We start from the raw sequence: 16,467 nt of genomic DNA on the forward strand, positions 1-16,467 counted from the left end.
CGTGGACGACGAAATGATCGACGGGCCGGACGCGGCCCACCGGCGCCCGGACGGGGTCTCGGACAGGACGGTGGAGGCGCTCGGCTCGCTGTCGAAGGCCCTGGAGACCACGGAACGGGCCCGCGGCCACCTCTACGGCTTCCACCAGCTCACCGGCACCGCCGACCTGGAGCTGGACAACGCCGTCCGGCTGCTGCGCGAGGCCGGCCACGACGAGGCGGCCGACCTGGTGGAACGCGAGATCCTGGGCCGCAACGTGATCCCGGGACACTGGACGTTCCAGATCGTCGAGGCCTACAACCGCACCTACTACCGGCCGTTCGCCGACATCGAGCAGGAGCTGGTACGCAGGCTCGCGGGCGGGCGCGACCACCTGTACGAGGCGGAGATGAAGGAAGCCCGCCGCACGCGCCGGCACCCCGACCACACCGCCCGGCCGCCCGGCTGACCGGTCGACCGGCCGACTGGCTGACCGGTCGACCGGCTGACCGCTGGGTGGGTGACCGCTCAGCGGCGCGGGGTGCCGGGGCCGGGTGGCGGTGGCGGGGAGCCGGGTGCCGGTGGCGGCGCGGTGTTCGCGGCGCGCCGGTGGGGCGGGGGCGGGGGGGATCAGTGGGTCAGGTGCCAGTCCGGGAAGGATGGCATCATGGCCGGCGTCAGGGAACGGGCACGCTGCCACATGCCGTGGGCCTGCTCGGCGGGGCGCTGCTGCTCGCCGTGCAGGGCGTTGAGGATCAGCAGGCCGCCGGTCAGGGCCGGCACCGCCCACTGCATGCAGGCGAGCTGACGCTGGGCCTTGTCGGTGTCGATCGGGTGCTTGGCCGCCTTTGCCGCGTCCTCGGGGTCGGACGACGCGGCGAGTTCGATCTTCTTGCCCAGGACCCGGCTGTACGCCGTGGCCGCGAGCGCGGCGCCGGTCAGCACGGTCTTGGCGAGCGTGGAGGCGGCGACACCCTGCTGGGTGGCGACGCGTGGCGCGTTCACCGCCAGCATGCCGCCGGAGCCGAACAGGTGGGCCGCGATGGCCGCGGCGTTGACGGGCGTCCACTTCGCCCAGCCGGAGCTGGCGATCCGCGCGGTGGTGGCCCAGGTGCCTCCCTCGTCCTGCGCCGCGCCGTTCAGTCCGACCGCTCCCATCAGGGACCCGCCGAACCAGGCGGCGAGGCCCACGTCGTGCAGGCTGCGTAGCGTCGTGTTCCGTCCGGACATGCGTTGAACTCCCTCACCGTGGGTCGACGGCGCCGGTGAAGTCGGCCGACGCCCTGCCCACCGTGACCCGCCCGCCGGGACCACGCCATCGCGGATGGTGCGAACGGAGCAGAGGGGGGTGCCACGGCGGCCGGGCCGGGCGGCGGGCCGCGCTGCACGACGGCTGACCCCGTGCGGCGGGCGGTGCCCGTCCGGTACGGCCGCGCGGGCGCCGCCCGGTCGCACCGGACGACACCCGTACCGCGCCCCACCCGTACCCCCGTACCGCGCGGGGCCGGTCCGCTCCCCGGCGCCGAGCCGTGCCCCTCGGCGGACCGCGCTCGCGCTGCGGGCCGTCAGAGTCCCAGCGCGCCCGCCTCGGTGATGCTGGCCCAGTCGTTCTCGGGATTGGCCCAGAAGGAGATCTTGAGGTAGCGGGCGTCCAGGGAGCCGGGGGTGAAGAGCACCGCCTCGGGCGCCGTGGTCGTGCCCGAGCTGCGGCCCTCCCACGCCTTCGTGTACGACACGCCGTCCTGGGAGACGTGGATGGTGTAGTCGTTCCAGCGCAGGTCGCCCCGGTGCCATGCCACCGTCGCGCCGCACAGCCGGCGGACCGCGCCCGTGTCGAGGATCAGGGCGGCGCCGAAGCCCTGGCCGGACCAGCGGGTGGTCAGGTCACCGTCGACGGCGTTGGCCGGCGGGTTGGCTGCCTCGTACGTCGTGGCGGAAGCGGAGGCCACGGGCGCCCCGCGCGAGCAGGTCCGCTGGGGAGCGACGTCGGCGTGGGTGGCGCGCTCGTCACCGAGGCGCAGGGCGTCGTAGCGCAGTACCCGCTGGGTGACGCTCGAGGGGGCTCCGGTGTTCCAGTCCCACTTGTAGATGCCGAACTTGAAGTACGGGGAGCGGGGTCCCCCACCGTGTGTCGCGCCCGTGCGGTGGACGACGCGCTCACCGTTCTTCCACACCTGCAGTACGCCCGTGCTATCCGTACGCCAGGTCACGTGGAACACCCAGTCGACCCAGACCCCGGTGGTGTACGGACCCAGGTCGATGAACTGGCCGCGGAAGTCGATCTTCCAGCGCCCTTCGTCGGTGAGCAGGGCCAGGGGCGGTGAACCCCCGGGGCAGTCGGTGTCGCACTGGTGCCACTGGCTCACGATCTCCGCCGAGGTGTCGTAGCTCCAGGTGCTGTCCAGATTGATGCTGAAGCCGTACCACCGGTCCGCGCCCACCGGTTGCTCGTCGCGCTGGGAGATCTCGGCCCGCTTGCTGCTGGAGACGACCGGGTCCGACTTGCGCAGCTCGAAGCGGGCGGCGTGGGCGCCGTCGCGCGTGGGACCGGTGATGTTCGTCGCTCCGTACGGCGTGGCCCACTGCTTGATGAACTGCGGTGGTGCCGCGGTGGGGAGCGTCCGGTCGGACGACTGCTCCCAGTCGAGGGTGCGCTGCACCCCGGCGGGGTCGGCCGCGGCCGGCCCCACCGGGGTCAGCGCCACTCCCGCCGCGAGGACGGTCGAGGTCACCGCCATGAGCCATGTCCTGAGTCGCGATCGCTGCATGCCCGCGTTCCCCCTTCGGGACGGGTCCTGTGTCGCCGTGCCGCACCTGTCCGGTGCCGGGCGCCGACTCTTCCCGCCGCCGCCGGGTGGCGGCAAGGCCCGACGACCGGCGCGCGGGAGCACGGCGGCCCCCTCCTCCGTACCCCCGACGGATGGGCCACACGGTCGCCCTGCGGCAGCCGTACGCCTCCTCCGCACCCCCGCCCGGGCCGCCCGGTCAACATGACCGGCGCACCCGATCACCCCACGGGTCACCGAGGACACCGGCCGCCCCGGGCCGTGGCCGGGTATCGGCCCCCGCGGGGCCACCTGATCGGATGGACGCTGCGGTGGAGCAGGCCGACGGTGCCGGGCAGCCCGCCGGACTCGGCACGTACCTCCAAGTGCCGTAGAAAGCCGGTGTTTCGGCCCCGCCCAGTGCGAGGCGGAGGCACGCACGTCCGGGTCGGGCCGCTGCCTGGTCACTCACACTTGAAGACGGACTCGATGTCGTCAACGGCCCAGAACGGAAGCTGGTCCCAGTTCTCGTGCGGACCGACCGCCATGACGTCCCCTGTCCGGTTCTGTCCGCTGTACAGGCAGACTCGCATGTCGGTCTGGTTCGAGAGGGACGACGTCACGTTGTTGAAGAGACCAAGAGACCGGGAGTAGCCACTGGTGCCGGCGTTGGCGAGGTTGTGCGACAGGACATTCAACTGGCCGCTCCGGTACTGGAAGTCCCGGTAGAGGCACAGGAGTCCTGGATTGCAGTTCGGCGGCGCCGAAGCAGCGGTTGCCGGGGGCCCCACCATCGCCCCCGCCACTACCAAGGTCGACACAACAACTCCAGCACGAAGCCGCGCAGTACCCATGTCTCTCCTTACGCCGTTGCTGGGACCTGTCCGAGCTTCTTCATGATCGCCCTGCGTCGTCCCGGCGACGGCGAGGCCGCCCAACCCCTTAGTGCGACAGCGGGGCGCTGCAGCGTCAAAGCCCGCTGATCGAGGGTAGCCCGGCGTACTGACGGCCTGCCAGACGGGCATTTCAGGCCGTCCGGCTTCTCGTGAGCATCCACGGCACCCCCATGATCCGATGGTCTGGCCCATACCGCGCGATGCCGGGTCCGCGTGGGACATGGCGATGGCCGCGGCCGCCGATCAGTGGCACTGTTGCATGACCGAGGCAGTCGAAACATCTGCCCGCCTTGAACAGCCGAGGTGACGAAGCGCAGGGCGGATCTCGGCACGGTGCCGACTCCACAGCGATTTCCGGGTTCTCACGTGCCAAGGTTGAGCGGGGCAGAGACCAAAGGCACCGGAAGCGGAACCGGCAGACCACCGTTCGTGCCGTGACCGCCCGGGCCGGACGGATCGGAGGTCGGAGCGCTGATCGATGCGGTCACCGCACTGGACGGCCCCTAGGCCGAGTATCGGAAGTGCTATTAGCGGAGCTGAACGAGGGTTGATTTTCACGGTGCGGTGCCCGGGGCGGGCTGAGACTCAGTCACCGGACCGTTCCAGGAAGCCGGCGAGGCTGCGGTTCGCCTCGGGCGGGATGGCGTGTGGAAGCGCGTGATGGGACACATCCGGCAGCACGGTCGTTGCGACGCGTGGCAGCAGCGCCTCGGCGCGGGCGGCCACCTTGGAGGGGTCATGGGTCCTGCTGCTTCCGGCGAGGAGCAACAGGACCGGCAGGTCCAGGCCGCGCAGGGCGTCCGGTGCCGGGCGCAGCCCGGCTACGGGTCGGAAAGAGGGGAAACCGGCGGCCGCCTCCTGGAGGGCGAGCCAGTCGGGATCGAGGGCGGAGCCTTTGGTCTCCCACTCCAGGAAGGCGCGGACCCGGCGGGGTGTGTTCCGCAGCAGCATGGGCAGTGCGTGCAGCAGGTAGGCCGGACTGAACCCGGCGAAGCACTGGGTCGGGTCCAGAAGGGCCAGGCGGCGTATCCGGTCGGGCGCGCGCATGGCGTGATGCAGCGCGATCCAGGCGCCGTACGAGTGTCCGCCCAGGTCGGTCTCGGCCACTCCGAGGCCGTCGAGGAGCGCGTCCAGCCAGGCCGACAGGTCGGCGACCGTACGGGGGCGGCGGTCGCCGTCGGGAGTGCTGCGTCCGGGGGCGCCGATCAGGTCGACGGCGAACACCCGGTGGGTGCGAGACAGTTCGGCCGCCTGCGCGTACCAGGACGCGGAGGTTGCGCCCCCTCCGCCGGGCAGGAGGACGAGCGAGGGCCTGTCGGCCGGGCCGCATACGTTGACGTGTGTCGTGCCGAAGGGCGTGGGAATGGTCGCCGTCTCGCGAGCGGCAGGCCACTTGGTCATGACCTTGTCGTAGGCCATGAGGAAGTTGTCGGCGTCGTAGGTATCGCGAGCGTTCATGAACGGCGACTCCTCTATTATCTCGCTCAGCAAGATACTTGTTGGGCGAGATGATACGTGGAGGTGGTCCGTGCCCGATCAGGAGGGTGAGGAACTCGTCGAACGAGCCGAGCCGGGGCCCGAGATGGAGATCGTCCACCTGCTGCGCGCGGTGGCCGTCGACCTGGGCAGGCACAGCACCCGGTTCGCACAGCGCAACGGCATGCACCCCACCGACGTGCGTGCGCTGATCGCCCTGATGGACGCCGCCCGCGCCGGCGAGGAGACCACAGCAGGGCACCTGGGCACCGCCCTTGGGCTCAACTCGGCAGGAACCACAGCACTGGTCGACCGCCTGGAACGGGCCGGGCATGTGCGGCGGGTGCGGGATGCGCGGGACCGCCGCAAGGTCACCATCGAAGTGGACGAGCGGGCGATCGCCCTCGGCTGGTCCCACTTCGGACCGCTCATCGATCGGGCGGTGGACCTGCTGCGGGGATACGACGAGCGGGAACTGGCCGCGATCAGGGGCTTTCTGACTGGGATGCGGAAGGCAGCGGTCTAGGATGTGTCTCGAATATGCTGGTCACAACCACTCGTTGATGGCCGCGACGAGAACGGTTGCCTCGTAACGAACCGCGAGTTCGTCGTATCTCGTGGCCACGGCACGATGCCTTTTGAGGCGATTGATGCCTCACTCGACCGCGTGGCGCTCGCGGTAGTCGACCGGGTCGAACTTCGGCGGCCGACCGCCGCGGTATCCGCGCTGCTTGCGGTGACGCGCCTGGTCGGCCTTGTCCGGGATGGTGCAGCGGATGCCTCGTCTACGCAGGTAGGCGCGATTCCTGCGGGAGGCGTAAGCCTTGTCAGCGCGCACGCGGTACGGGCGAATGCGTGGCCGGCCCACCCCGACGCGGGGCACGCGGATCTTCTCCAGCACGGCCTCGAACTGTGGCGAGTCGCCGCGCTGCCCGGCCGTCACCACGATCGATAGAGGCTTCTGGCCCTGCTCGACAGCCAAGTGCAGTTTGGTGGTGAACCCGCCGCGCCAGCGTCCCAGTCCGTGATCACGAGGCTCGGTGACGACACCGCCCGGCGGTTCCTTCTGCAGGTCACCGTGCTCTCGGGCCCCGGCCGCATGTTGATGAGCGCGACACACCGTGGAGTCGACGCTCAGGTCCCACGAGATCACCCCCTGCGCGTCGGCCAGAGCCTGGAGCCGGGTGAGAACCCGGTGCCAGGTGCCATCCCGCCGCCACCGGCGGAACAAGTCGTAGATCCGGCCCCACGGCCCGTACTCGACGGGCACATCCCGCCACGGAACACCGGTCCGGACACGGAACCGTATGCCGTCGACCAGCTGCCGCCGCGGCCAGACGGGCGGCCGCCCCACCTTCGCCCCCGTCGGCAACAGCGGCTCCAGCACAGCCCACTGTTCATCCGTGAGATCTCCCTGCCCCATGAAACACGATCATTCATAGGTCAAGATCCACTTTCGATACACGGCCTAGCACATCAACGGTCCCCACCCCGGCGGAATGCTCAACTCTACTGACGTATACGTTATTTGTGCCATGCTCGGCCCTGTGGGGGACACACTGGGACCCGGGGCGGTGCTGGCCGGCGGCCGCTACCGGATCGAGGCGAAGCTCGGCAGCGGCGGCATGGCCGATGTCTTCCGGGCCTACGACACGAAGCTGGCCCGGATGGTCGCTCTCAAGGCGATGAAGACCGGTCTGTCGTCCGACGGCGGATATCCGGCCCGGTTCCGACGCGAGGCGCAGGCCATGGCCGCCATCAGCCATCCGCATGTGGTGGCGGTCCACGACATGGGGGACGAGCCCGTCCCGTACATCGTGATGGAGCTCGTCGACGGTTCCAGCCTCGCGGATCTGCTGCGCGCAGGGCATCCCCTGCCGGTTGCGCAGGCCCTGCATCTCGCATCACACGTGCTGGCCGGGCTCGCAGTGGCCCACGCGCACGGACTGGTGCACCGTGACATCAAGCCGGGCAACGTGCTGCTGGCGGCGGACGGGACGGCGAAGGTGGCGGACTTCGGCATCGCCCGGGCCGCAGCGGGGGCCGGTGCCGCCCTCACACGAACCGGCCTGTTGATCGGCACCCCGCACTTCATGTCGCCCGAGCAACTGCTGGGCCGCTCCGACATCGACGGCCGGTCCGATCTCTACTCGGTCGGTGTGATGCTGTTTCAGATGCTCGCCGGACGGCTCCCCTTCGAGGCGGACTCCAGCTACGCGCTCGTATACCAGCACCTCAACGCTCCGCCGCCCACCCTTGCCTCCCTGGGCATCGCGGCAGGCCCGGCGGTGGAGGCCGTACTGGCCCGCGCCCTGGCCAAAGAGCCCGCCCACCGCTATCCGGACGCGGAGTCGATGCGCGCGGCACTGCACCAGCCCGCCCCCACGGCCCGGACGCGGCAGGCCCCCTACGTACCGCCGCGACCGTCTCAGCCCCCACCGACCGCCGCCCCCCGCGACCGGGTGTCACGCGCCCGCCGGCTATTCATCGCCCAGGTCGCCTGCCTGCTCGCGTGGCTGCTGGGAGCTCAGACCGAGACGACCTGGCTGGGGGTCGGGGCCCTCGCGGCGCCCATCGTCGCACTGCCGGGGCTGTGGGTGTCATGCTCGGCGGCGCTCCGGCATCGCAGGCCATGGAGCACGGCCTTCAAGATCAAGGCGACCGTCGCCATGCTTCTCCACGGAGGAGTGGTGCTCTTGCTCGTGACCGTCATGGTGATTGTGCTGGTGGCTCCGAACGGGCTGTGACCGCCACGGTCCACCCACCACACGCGGCGAGCCCGGCGGTTCGGGTGGTCAACCCGCGCCATCGCGCGGGGCGGCTGATGCACCTGCTCCGCATGATCCGGCAGCGTGCCGGTGGGCCCGGACGGTCGAGTCCATGGACGAAGATGAAGTCGATGGACACCGTCCAGTCGCGATCGTCGTCGATTTCCGCCGCTCCCACGCCCGCGGCGAGGATGCTCTTCCAGGCACCGTCCACGGCCCACTGCGGTCCCACGTCGCATCCGGTGACCACCATGGCCGCCGAGGTGGACCGACGGGCCGAGTCGGTGCCGTCGCGTTACGTGACGCGCGGCGCGTGAGGGCGACTCGCGGCGGGGCGACACCCGGGGTCAGGATTCGTCGTCCGGCCGCTGCCGCGCGGCCGCGTCCCCGGGGTGTGCGGGGGGTGGTGCGGGGGCGCCGCTCTCCGCGGGGGCTGCGGGTTTCGTGTGGAGGATGGCGCGGGCCTGTTCAGCGGCCCGGGCGATGCTTTCGGAGACGAAGTCCAGGAAGCGCGCCACGTTCTCGAGGCGGGTGGCGGCGGGGGTGCCCGGGCCGAGGACGCCGACGCCCTGGCGGGCGATCTCGACGATCTGGGCGGTGGACCGGGCGCTGGCCATCATCGACCGGTACCAGATGTCGTCGTCGACGACGTACCGTTCCCGGCGGCGCTCGTCGCGTTCCCGGCGGACGAGGCCCTGGCTGTCGAGGAACGCGATCGCCTTCGAGATGGACGCCGGGCTGACCTGGAGGCGCTGGACCAGCTCGGAGGCGGTGAGGCTGCCGCTGTCGGTCAGGGTGAGGCAGGCCATCACCCGGGACATCATCTTGGGCATGCCCGACGCCATCATCACGGTGGTGAGCACCTCCTCGTACTCGCGCACGGCCTCCGCGTCACGCCCGTGGACCTGCGGGGGCGCCCCCGTGAGACCGCGGGACGCCACCTGCCTGCGCCGCCGGGCGCGACGCTCCGTGGCGCGGTGGGCCAGGTCGGCGCGGTAGGCGGTGGGGCCACCGTTCCGCATCACTTCACGCGTGATCGTCGAGGTAGGGCGGTCGAGGCGCCTGGCGATCTCCGCGTAGGCGAGGCCGTCGGCCAGTCCCAGCGCGATCTGCTGCCGTTCCTGCTGGGTGAGTCTGCCTCCCGGCACCGTGTCCTCCTCGATGATCCGCACGTCCGCGCAGCATAGCTTTCACCCTCAGGTCATTGCAATCAAATTCGAGAGGAGCATTGCGTTACCTCCAAGGCCAATGCAACGAAATCAGGCGGTTGAGCTGCTCTTTTGTTGATTATACGCAACGAGAATGTTGCCGACTTGCCGAACGCAACGTAGCGTTTCTGTCATCGGAAACGACATGCCACAGGAGCTCACCATGCAGAAGTTCGCCACCCCCGCCCCGGTCTCCGCCGTCCTGGACATCCCGGCCGGGCACATCCGCCTCATCGCCGCCGACCGCGCCGACACCGTCGTGGAGGTCCTGCCGGCCGACCCCGCCAAGGACCGCGACGTCAGGGCCGCCGAGCGGACCACGGTCACCCTCGCCGACGGCGTCCTGCGCATCGACGGCGCGCCGGCGAAGAACCCGGTCCTCGGCACCTCGGGATCCGTGGAGATCACCGTCCAGCTGCCCGCCGGCTCCCACGTCGAGGCCACGGCGGCCGCCGCCGACATCCGCGGCGTCGGCCGGCTCGGCGACGTCACCGTCGAATGCGCCCAGGGGCCGCTCAAGCTCGACGAGACCGCGAGCGCCCGCCTCACCCTCATGGCCGGCGACATCACGGTCGGCCGCCTCGGCGGCCCCGCCGAGATCCGCACCCAGAAGGGCGACCTCCGGGTCGGCGAAGCCGTCCGCGGCACGGTCGCCCTGCGCACCGAATCCGGTGACATCACCCTCACCGCCGCCTCCGGCACCTCCGCGTCCCTCGACGCCTCCACCGGATACGGCCGCATCCACAACGCCCTCAGGAACAGCGAGGGCCCCCACGCCGATCTGGAGGTCCGGGCCACCACCGCCTACGGCGACATCACCGCCCGCAGCCTCTGAAGCCCCTGCGTACGGGCGCGCGGCGCGCACGGACGTGGCCGGGCTGCGATGCTGGGCGCAGGAGCGTTGCCGGAGCCGGACGGACGGTGGTGATGGCGCCATGGCCGGAATCGAGAAGAACGGTACGAGTCCGGCCTGGCCGCCAGCCGATCCCCAGGGAGAGCCGTTCCTGCAGACCCGGTTCGCGACACCGACGCTGCCGGTGACGTTCCTGCCGCGGAATCGCCTGATCAGGCACCTCGACCAGGCGATGGGGACATCGCTGACCATGGTCAACGGTGCCGCCGGCGCGGGCAAGACCCTGCTCGTCGCCCACTGGGTCGCCGGCCGGGACGAACCGGTCGCCTGGCTCACGACCGACGCGGCGGATCCGGGGCCCGGCATGCTGTGGGCCTACCTGCTCCAGGCGCTGCGGCTCTCGGGGATCGAGCTGCCCGCGCAGATCGGCTGCCCCACGGAGGCCGGTCGTGTGGACCACGGGCTGCTGGTGCGTCTGGCCTCCTTCCTGAGCACGCGCGACCGGCCGGTGATCGTGGTGCTGGACGAGTTCGACCGGGTGACGGACCCCGAGTTCGCGCGCCACCTGGAATTCGTCCTGCACCACGCGGGGCGGGGCATGCGGCTCGTCCTGGTCACCCGTACCGAACCGCTCCTCCCGCTGCACCGCTACCGGGCGGCCGGCGACCTGACCGAGATCCGGGGCGCGGAGCTGGCCTTCACCCCCGACGAGGCCTCCGCGCTGCTGGAGACGCACGGGCTCAGCCTCCCCGCGGAGGCCGTACGTTCCCTGCTGCGGCGCACCGGGGGGTGGGCGGCCGGCCTGCGGCTGAGCGCCCTGGCGGCCGGCGAGAGCCCCGCGCCGGAGAGGTACGTGAAGGAGTTCGAGGCGGACCGGACCACCGTCGCGGACTTCCTTCTGGCCGAGGTGCTCGAACGGCAGTCGCCCGAGAAGCAGGACCTCCTGCTGAAGGTCAGCGTTCTGGAGCGGTTCCGTCCGCCGCTGGTGGACGCGCTGACCGGACGGGCCGATGCGGAGGCCATCCTGCGGGAGCTCCACCGCGAGAACGCGTTCGTCGAGCACCTCGGCCACGCCTGGTACCGCCTCCACCCGCTGTTCGCCGAGATCCTCCGCGCCCACCTGCGCCTGCGGAGCCCCGGTTGCGAGCCCGAGCTGCACCGGAGGGCGGCGCACTGGCTGCGGCGCGGCGGGCCGCTGGAGGAGACCCTGGCGCACGGGGCGGCGGCGGGCGACTGGGCGTTCACCGCCGGCGCCCTGGTGGACGACCTCGCCATCGGCCAGCTGTTCACCGGGCTTCGCTCCGCCGACCTCACGGAGCTGTTCTCCCGCATGGGGCCGGAGGCCGCCGGCCCCGCGCCCGAACTCGTCCGGGCGGCGCGCGACCTGACGCGGTCCGACGTCGACCGGGGCCTGACCCATGTGCGCCGCGCCGAGGAGGGCCTGCGCGGGGACGGGCCCGACGGGGCGGCGGCCCGGCTGAGCTGCGCCCTGCTGGAAGCCCTCGCGGCGCGGCTCGCCGGTGCGCCGGGAAGGGCCGACGCGGCGGCGGAGGCCGCCCGGAGCGTACGCGAAGAGGTCCCCGCGCACCTCCTGGACAAGCATCCGGAACTGACCGCCCTCCTGCTCGCCCATGTGGGATCGACGCGGCTGTGGGCGGGGCGCTTCGACGACGCGCAGGCCGCGCTGTCCCAGGTGGCCACCACCGCCGGCGGCCCCTCGACGGCCCTGCCGCTCCAGGACGCGCTGGGCGGCCTGGCGCTGATCGACTACCTGAACGGGCGGCTCGCCAGGGCCGAGCGCAAGGCGCTGACGGCCGTCTCGGCGGCGGAGCGGTGCAGCGAGGAGCCGACGGCCGGTTCGGGCGTCGGGCGGCTGGTCCTCGCCGGCGTCGCCGTCGAGCGCAACGAGCTGGACAGGGCCCAGCGCCTCCTGGACGCGCCGGCCGGGGCGCCCCACGGGACCCGGGACCCCGTGGCACGGGCGGCCCGCGCCCTCGTCACCGCGCGTCTGCTGCTGGCCCGCGGGGAGCCGCGCACCGCGCTGCGTGCGGTGGAACCGGCGATCACGACCGATGTGGCCTCGCCCTGGGCGGACGGGTGCACCGCACTGGTCGCCTCGGCCGCCCACCTGGCGGAGGGCAGACCGGAGGCGGCCGCCAGGCTGCTGGGCACCGTGCCCGAGGACGAGCCGGCGTGCGCCGTGGAGGTCGCCCGGGCCCGGCTGGCGATCGGCGAGTCCGTCGCGGTGGAGGACCTGCTCGCCGCCCTGCCGCCCCGGGGCCGCGCCGGGCCCGGCCCCGCACTGACAGTCCGGGCCCTGCTGGTGCGGGCGCAGGCGGCGCACCTGGCGGAGGATTACGGGGCGGCGCGCCGGCTGGTCGCCCAGGCCCTTCAGGAGGCGCGCCGCGAACGGGTGCGGCGCCCCTTCTTCGAGGCCGGACCGTGGCTGCGGCCGCTCCTGGGCTCGGCGCCCCTGCGCGGTCTGGCCGAGGGGTGGCTCGCCCCCCGCCCCGCGACGCCCGGGGCACCGGCCCGGCCGGAGGAGGAGGGTCCGCCGCCGGTCCTGGAGGAGCTCAGTACACGGGAGCTCGACGTGCTGCGGCGGCTGGCGCAGATGATGTCGACCGAGGACATCGCCGCCGACCTCCAGGTGTCGGCGAACACCGTCAAGACGCATCTCAAGAGCGTCTACCGCAAGCTGGCGGTCAACCGGCGCAATGACGCGGTACGCCGCGCCCGCGAGCACCGGCTGCTGTGACGGGCCGCTTCCCCCTATGCCGACATGCAGACCTGCCGACATGCCGACCTGCGCCGAAGTTCCGGCGTGCCTGCCGGGCCGCGTCGGCGCGGCCCGCCCGGCCCGGCCACGCGGTCACCTCTGCGGGGTGAGGCCGCAGGGGGCCACGGGACGGAGGATCGAGTGGTACGCCGAACCCGCCTGTCCCGGGGCCGCCAGCGGGGAGCAGCTGATGCGCTACGAGATCCGCGTCGAAGGACACATGTCGGAACCGCTGACGAAGGCGTTTCCGGAGCTGGAACACGTGACGATGTCCGGCCAGACCGTACTGTTCGGACCGGTCGTCGACGAGGCGCAGCTGTACGGCCTGCTGGCCCGCTGCCAGTCGCTCGGGCTCACCGTCATGGAGATGCGCCGGCTTCCCGAGTGAGCGGCGCCCCAGCGGCACCCACTGTGCCCCCGTGCCGCGCCGCCGTACGGCGCCGTACCGCGCCGTCCCCGTCGTCCGCGTCGTACCGTGCCGTCCGCGCCGTACCACCCCGCTCGCACCCGCGCCGTACCGCATCCGCTTCGCAGCGGGCGCGGTACGGCGCGGACGCGGGACGACTTCGCGTCAGTCGGGGAACTCGGCGTGGATCCTGCCCGAACGGGCCGCGGCGCCCAGCGCCTCGAAGTCCCGTTCGTTCCGGTCGGCGTAGGCCTGGGCGAACTCGGCGAGTGCCCGGTCGAACCGGTCGCTGCCGCCCAGGTAGGCGCCGATGGCCACGGGGTCGCCGGACCGGGCGTGGGCGCGGGCCAGGCCGGCGCCGCACAGCTGGGCGAAGAGGCGCAGCATGGCGGGGTCCATGGTGTCCGGCCGGGCGATGCCCTTCCAGTCCCGCAGCTGGCGGACGTAGAAGTCCCGCCCGCGGCCGTCGAGGCCGACGACGTGCGTCCAGCCCAGGAAGATGTCGCTGGTGGTCTGCATGAGGCGCTGCCCCGCCACCACCCGGCGGCCCTCGTTGTCGTAGTGCTCGGCGTCCGTGTGCTCGGCGAGCACGGACCGCTGGGCCTCCTTGGCCTGGAGCAGCAGGGGGTCGTCGTCGTTCCTGCCGAGCAGGAGCAGGATCCAGCAGCGCGTTCCGACGCTGCCGACGCCCACCACCTTCCTGGCCACGTCGACCAGGTGGTACTGGCGCAGGAGGTGGCGGCGCTCCGAGGAGAGGCTTTCCTCGTACCGGTCCAGCAGGGCCCCGAGCCGGCGCCGGTCGTCGCCGGTCGGGTCGGTCAGCAGGTCCCGGAGCGGGGTGATGAGAGGCGGGTCGGGGGTGATGCGCCGGCCTTCCCCGGTGACCCGGGTGAGCTGCGCGAAGGCCTGAAGGTGGGTGCGGGTGCGCGCCTTGGCGGTGGCTTCCGCGGTGCGGCGCCGGACGTCCTTGCTCATCGACGAGGCGAGCAGCAGCCTCATGCGGTCGGCGTCGTCCTGCGCGTACCAGACGTCCAGGGCACGCATCCCGGCGAACTTGCGGATCCTTTCCCGGTACGCCTGGACGCACGCCCGCACGGCGGCGTTCTGCTCCTTGACCGAGAAGCCGTCGGCCCGGGCGGCGATGGCGAAGCTGGCCGCCAGCCGCTTCACGTCCCATTCGAACGGTCCGGGCAGGGTCTCGTCGAAGTCGTTGATGTCGAAGACCAGCCGGCGCTCGGGTGACGCCAGCAGCCGGAAGTTGAGCAGATGGGCGTCTCCGCAGAGCTGGACCGTCAGCCCGGTGTGCGGCAGGGGGCCGAGGTCGGCCGCCATGATCGCCGCCGCGCCGCGGTAGAACCGGAACGGGGACTCGAGCATGCGCCCGTAGCGGATGGGCACCAGCTCGGGCAGGCGTGAGGCGGACTGCCGCTCGACCACTGCCACGGGGTCGACCCGTTCCGCGTCCCTCTCGAACCGGCCGTGCGAGGAGCGCGTGGCACGGGAGCGTACGCTCCTGCCGTGCGCCGCCCTCTCGGACGGTGTCGGCGGGACCGTCATCATGTGTGGCAGGGCCATGGATCACACCTCCTGATGGGCTGTTCCCGTGACGGTCGGACGCTTCCGTGCCGCGGCCTACTCCGGCGGCGGTTCGCGGCCCTGACGCCGCAGTCCCGCCTGTACCGCGCCGGCGAGGAGTCGTGCCGCGACGCCGACGAGCATCAGCCCGCCGAACATCTGCAGCATCGTCACCACGCGCCCCGTCTGGGAGTCGGCGGTGATGTCGCCGAACCCGACCGTGGAGAATGTGGTCAGGGTGAAGTACAGGGCGTCCGTCTTGGTCAGCGGTTCGCTGAAGGATCCCGGGGAGGAGCGCTCCAGCAGGTAGTAGGCGCTGGCGAAGAGCACCAGGTACAGCGCCAGCGTGGTGGCCAGGGCCTCGACGGCCTTCAGGCGGGGCAGGGCCGACCGTGTGATGGCCCGCGCCTCCCACACCAGGATCACGACGACCGCGAGCAGCCCGCAGATCAGCAGCGCCGACGCCGCGCCCGTCCTGCCCCCCTCGAGGGGGATCAGGTAGTAGGCGGCCACGAGGCCCGCGGCGACGCCCACCGCCCGCGCGAGGACGACGCCCGCCGCCCGCCGCCCCCGGTCCGCTCCCCTGCCGTCCGATCCCCTCCGGTCCGCTGCCCGCCCACCGCCGGGCCCGGCCTCCGGCCCACCGCCCGGCCCGGCTCCGGATGCCGCTGGATCGGTCATGGGCGTCCCTCTTCGTCCGTGGCCCTGTGGGTGGGCGTGTGAGCCTGCGCGGGGCGTACGTCGCCATCGTCCCCCGTACAGCACGTCGGGGGTACGACACGTCGCCGTACGGCACGTCGCCGTGCGGGCCCGTACAGCGGCGAGCCGGCCGGACTCCCATCTCACCGCACCCGCCGCCCCGGCGGATCACCCGCCGGGTGTGACCCCGCTCGTCGCCGTCACGGGACGGGGGCGAACGGATGCAGTTCGTCCGCTCCCTGCCGTACGACGCCGTAGCTGTGCTCGGGGACCTCGTTCCACGCCCCCGGCAGTTCTCCCAGCGGTTCCGACACGACCAGCCGGGTTTCCTCGGACAGGTCCCGCAGGAAGGCGACGTCCGGGTGCAGCGCCTGCAGTGCCTGGATCCTGCTGCTGTAGAACAGCGACCGGGCGGTGCCCTCGCTGGCGTACCGGAACGCCCACACGGCCGTGCCGTCGGTCGTCGCGACGGTCATCTGGAGCGGGTGCGCCACGCCGTGCTCGCGCGCCGTCCGCTCGACGAACCCGACCATGCGGGCGACCGCCTGCGGCGGGTCGTCCCGCAGCCCGAACGTGAGCGCGAGGTAGAACATCACCTCGGAGTCCGTGGACCCCTCGATGCTCGTGAACAAGGAGGGGTCCACGGCCAGGCAGAGGTCGCGCCGGATGACGGGGAAGCCGGCTATGGCCCCGTTGTGCATCCACATCCAGCGGCCGTGCCGGAAGGGATGGGAGTTGGTCTGCTGGACCGCCGTGCCGGTCGAGGCCCTGATGTGGGCGAAGAACAGCGGGGAACTGACGTGGCCGGCGATCTCCCGCAGATTGCGGTTGTTCCAGGCCGGGCCGACGTCACGGACGACCGCGGGAGTGCCGTCCTCGGCGTCCGGTGTGTACCAGCCGACGCCGAAGCCGTCCCCGTTGGTGGTCTCGACGCCGAGCCGGGAGTGAAGGCTCTGGTCGATCAGTGAGTGGGCGGGCTTGTAGAGAATGGTGTCGAGGAGCAGGGGGCTCCCCGAGTACGCCAGCCACCGGCACATGGACGGTCACCCTTTCCCGGTCGGCG

The 16,467-nt window shown here is 72.1% G+C and carries 15 protein-coding genes and 1 pseudogene; 7 read left to right on the forward strand and 9 right to left on the reverse strand.

Annotated elements, in window-relative coordinates; genetic code table 11:
* Positions 1-13: 13 nt before the first annotated feature.
* Positions 14-448 carry a hypothetical protein gene (locus A4V12_RS31395; RefSeq protein ID WP_064072854.1) on the forward strand — a complete coding sequence of 145 codons (435 nt, stop codon included), beginning with the start codon at positions 14-16 and terminating at the stop codon, positions 446-448.
* Positions 449-609: 161 nt separating this feature from the next.
* On the opposite strand, the gene A4V12_RS31400 is transcribed toward A4V12_RS31395, so the two are convergent.
* From A4V12_RS31400 to A4V12_RS31415, 4 genes are all read right to left on the reverse strand, one after another.
* The gene (locus tag A4V12_RS31400; protein WP_064072855.1) at positions 610-1,209 is read right to left on the reverse strand and encodes a hypothetical protein; all 600 of its coding nucleotides are present in this window, start codon (positions 1,207-1,209) and stop codon (positions 610-612) included.
* Between the two features lie 335 nt (positions 1,210-1,544).
* Complete coding sequence (locus A4V12_RS31405) at positions 1,545-2,747, reverse strand: heparin lyase I family protein (RefSeq protein ID WP_079137510.1); 1,203 nt, start codon at positions 2,745-2,747, stop codon at positions 1,545-1,547.
* Between the two features lie 461 nt (positions 2,748-3,208).
* Positions 3,209-3,565, reverse strand: a complete 357-nt coding sequence (locus tag A4V12_RS37825) for a peptidase inhibitor family I36 protein (RefSeq protein WP_064072857.1) — start codon at positions 3,563-3,565, stop codon at positions 3,209-3,211.
* 660 nt (positions 3,566-4,225) lie between these two features.
* Positions 4,226-5,098 carry an alpha/beta fold hydrolase gene (locus tag A4V12_RS31415; RefSeq protein ID WP_064072858.1) on the reverse strand — a complete coding sequence of 291 codons (873 nt, stop codon included), beginning with the start codon at positions 5,096-5,098 and terminating at the stop codon, positions 4,226-4,228.
* Positions 5,099-5,222: 124 nt separating this feature from the next.
* On the opposite strand from A4V12_RS31415, the gene A4V12_RS31420 reads away from it, so the two are divergent.
* Positions 5,223-5,642: a MarR family transcriptional regulator gene (locus A4V12_RS31420; protein ID WP_064072934.1), complete on the forward strand. Its 420-nt coding sequence runs from the start codon at positions 5,223-5,225 to the stop codon at positions 5,640-5,642.
* A 21-nt stretch (positions 5,643-5,663) separates the two neighbouring features.
* Here the strand turns inward: A4V12_RS31420 and A4V12_RS31425 are convergent.
* A pseudogene (locus tag A4V12_RS31425) lies at positions 5,664-6,539 on the reverse strand (IS5 family transposase).
* 124 nt (positions 6,540-6,663) lie between these two features.
* On the opposite strand from A4V12_RS31425, the gene A4V12_RS31430 reads away from it, so the two are divergent.
* Both A4V12_RS31430 and A4V12_RS31435 read left to right on the forward strand, forming a co-directional pair.
* Entirely contained in the window at positions 6,664-7,863 is a 1,200-nt protein-coding gene (locus tag A4V12_RS31430) for a serine/threonine-protein kinase (RefSeq protein WP_159028974.1), read from the forward strand.
* A 152-nt stretch (positions 7,864-8,015) separates the two neighbouring features.
* Complete coding sequence (locus A4V12_RS31435; protein WP_159028975.1) at positions 8,016-8,201, forward strand: hypothetical protein; 186 nt, start codon at positions 8,016-8,018, stop codon at positions 8,199-8,201.
* A 30-nt stretch (positions 8,202-8,231) separates the two neighbouring features.
* On the opposite strand, the gene A4V12_RS31440 is transcribed toward A4V12_RS31435, so the two are convergent.
* Entirely contained in the window at positions 8,232-9,032 is an 801-nt protein-coding gene (locus A4V12_RS31440) for a helix-turn-helix domain-containing protein (protein ID WP_064072935.1), read from the reverse strand.
* Between the two features lie 223 nt (positions 9,033-9,255).
* Here A4V12_RS31440 and A4V12_RS31445 point away from each other — a divergent pair, with 223 nt between their 5' ends.
* From A4V12_RS31445 to A4V12_RS31455, 3 genes are all read left to right on the forward strand, one after another.
* Positions 9,256-9,927, forward strand: a complete 672-nt coding sequence (locus A4V12_RS31445) for a DUF4097 family beta strand repeat-containing protein (RefSeq protein WP_064072861.1) — start codon at positions 9,256-9,258, stop codon at positions 9,925-9,927.
* A 100-nt stretch (positions 9,928-10,027) separates the two neighbouring features.
* Positions 10,028-12,703 carry a LuxR C-terminal-related transcriptional regulator gene (locus A4V12_RS31450; RefSeq protein WP_064072862.1) on the forward strand — a complete coding sequence of 892 codons (2,676 nt, stop codon included), beginning with the start codon at positions 10,028-10,030 and terminating at the stop codon, positions 12,701-12,703.
* A 211-nt stretch (positions 12,704-12,914) separates the two neighbouring features.
* On the forward strand, positions 12,915-13,112 hold the full coding sequence (locus A4V12_RS31455) for a hypothetical protein (protein WP_064072863.1): 198 nt from the start codon (positions 12,915-12,917) through the stop codon (positions 13,110-13,112).
* A 183-nt stretch (positions 13,113-13,295) separates the two neighbouring features.
* On the opposite strand, the gene A4V12_RS31460 is transcribed toward A4V12_RS31455, so the two are convergent.
* The 3 genes from A4V12_RS31460 to A4V12_RS31470 all read right to left on the reverse strand — a co-directional run bounded on the left by A4V12_RS31460 (position 13,296) and on the right by A4V12_RS31470 (position 16,441).
* Positions 13,296-14,705: a DUF2252 domain-containing protein gene (locus A4V12_RS31460; protein WP_064072864.1), complete on the reverse strand. Its 1,410-nt coding sequence runs from the start codon at positions 14,703-14,705 to the stop codon at positions 13,296-13,298.
* Positions 14,706-14,762: 57 nt separating this feature from the next.
* Positions 14,763-15,386 carry a potassium channel family protein gene (locus A4V12_RS31465; RefSeq protein WP_079137514.1) on the reverse strand — a complete coding sequence of 208 codons (624 nt, stop codon included), beginning with the start codon at positions 15,384-15,386 and terminating at the stop codon, positions 14,763-14,765.
* A gap of 218 nt (positions 15,387-15,604) precedes the next feature.
* Positions 15,605-16,441: a class II glutamine amidotransferase gene (locus tag A4V12_RS31470; RefSeq protein ID WP_064072866.1), complete on the reverse strand. Its 837-nt coding sequence runs from the start codon at positions 16,439-16,441 to the stop codon at positions 15,605-15,607.
* Between the last annotated feature and the right edge of the window lie 26 nt (positions 16,442-16,467).

The sequence above is a fragment of the Streptomyces noursei genome (assembly GCF_001646665.1).
Lineage (GTDB): Bacteria > Actinomycetota > Actinomycetes > Streptomycetales > Streptomycetaceae > Streptomyces > Streptomyces lavendulocolor.

Excerpts from the sequence above, each read along its gene's own strand:
- A4V12_RS31395 (WP_064072854.1), top strand. The coding sequence starts at position 14 with ATGATCGACGGGCCGGACGCGGCCCACCGGCGCCCGGACGGGGTCTCG.
- A4V12_RS31400 (WP_064072855.1), bottom strand. The coding sequence starts at position 1,209 with ATGTCCGGACGGAACACGACGCTACGCAGCCTGCACGACGTGGGCCTC.
- A4V12_RS31405 (WP_079137510.1), bottom strand. The coding sequence starts at position 2,747 with ATGCAGCGATCGCGACTCAGGACATGGCTCATGGCGGTGACCTCGACC.
- A4V12_RS31415 (WP_064072858.1), bottom strand. The coding sequence starts at position 5,098 with ATGAACGCTCGCGATACCTACGACGCCGACAACTTCCTCATGGCCTAC.
- A4V12_RS31420 (WP_064072934.1), top strand. The coding sequence starts at position 5,223 with ATGGAGATCGTCCACCTGCTGCGCGCGGTGGCCGTCGACCTGGGCAGG.
- A4V12_RS31435 (WP_159028975.1), top strand. The coding sequence starts at position 8,016 with ATGGACACCGTCCAGTCGCGATCGTCGTCGATTTCCGCCGCTCCCACG.
- A4V12_RS31445 (WP_064072861.1), top strand. The coding sequence starts at position 9,256 with ATGCAGAAGTTCGCCACCCCCGCCCCGGTCTCCGCCGTCCTGGACATC.
- A4V12_RS31450 (WP_064072862.1), top strand. The coding sequence starts at position 10,028 with ATGGCCGGAATCGAGAAGAACGGTACGAGTCCGGCCTGGCCGCCAGCC.
- A4V12_RS31455 (WP_064072863.1), top strand. The coding sequence starts at position 12,915 with ATGCGCTACGAGATCCGCGTCGAAGGACACATGTCGGAACCGCTGACG.
- A4V12_RS31460 (WP_064072864.1), bottom strand. The coding sequence starts at position 14,705 with ATGGCCCTGCCACACATGATGACGGTCCCGCCGACACCGTCCGAGAGG.
- A4V12_RS31465 (WP_079137514.1), bottom strand. The coding sequence starts at position 15,386 with ATGACCGATCCAGCGGCATCCGGAGCCGGGCCGGGCGGTGGGCCGGAG.
- A4V12_RS31470 (WP_064072866.1), bottom strand. The coding sequence starts at position 16,441 with ATGTGCCGGTGGCTGGCGTACTCGGGGAGCCCCCTGCTCCTCGACACC.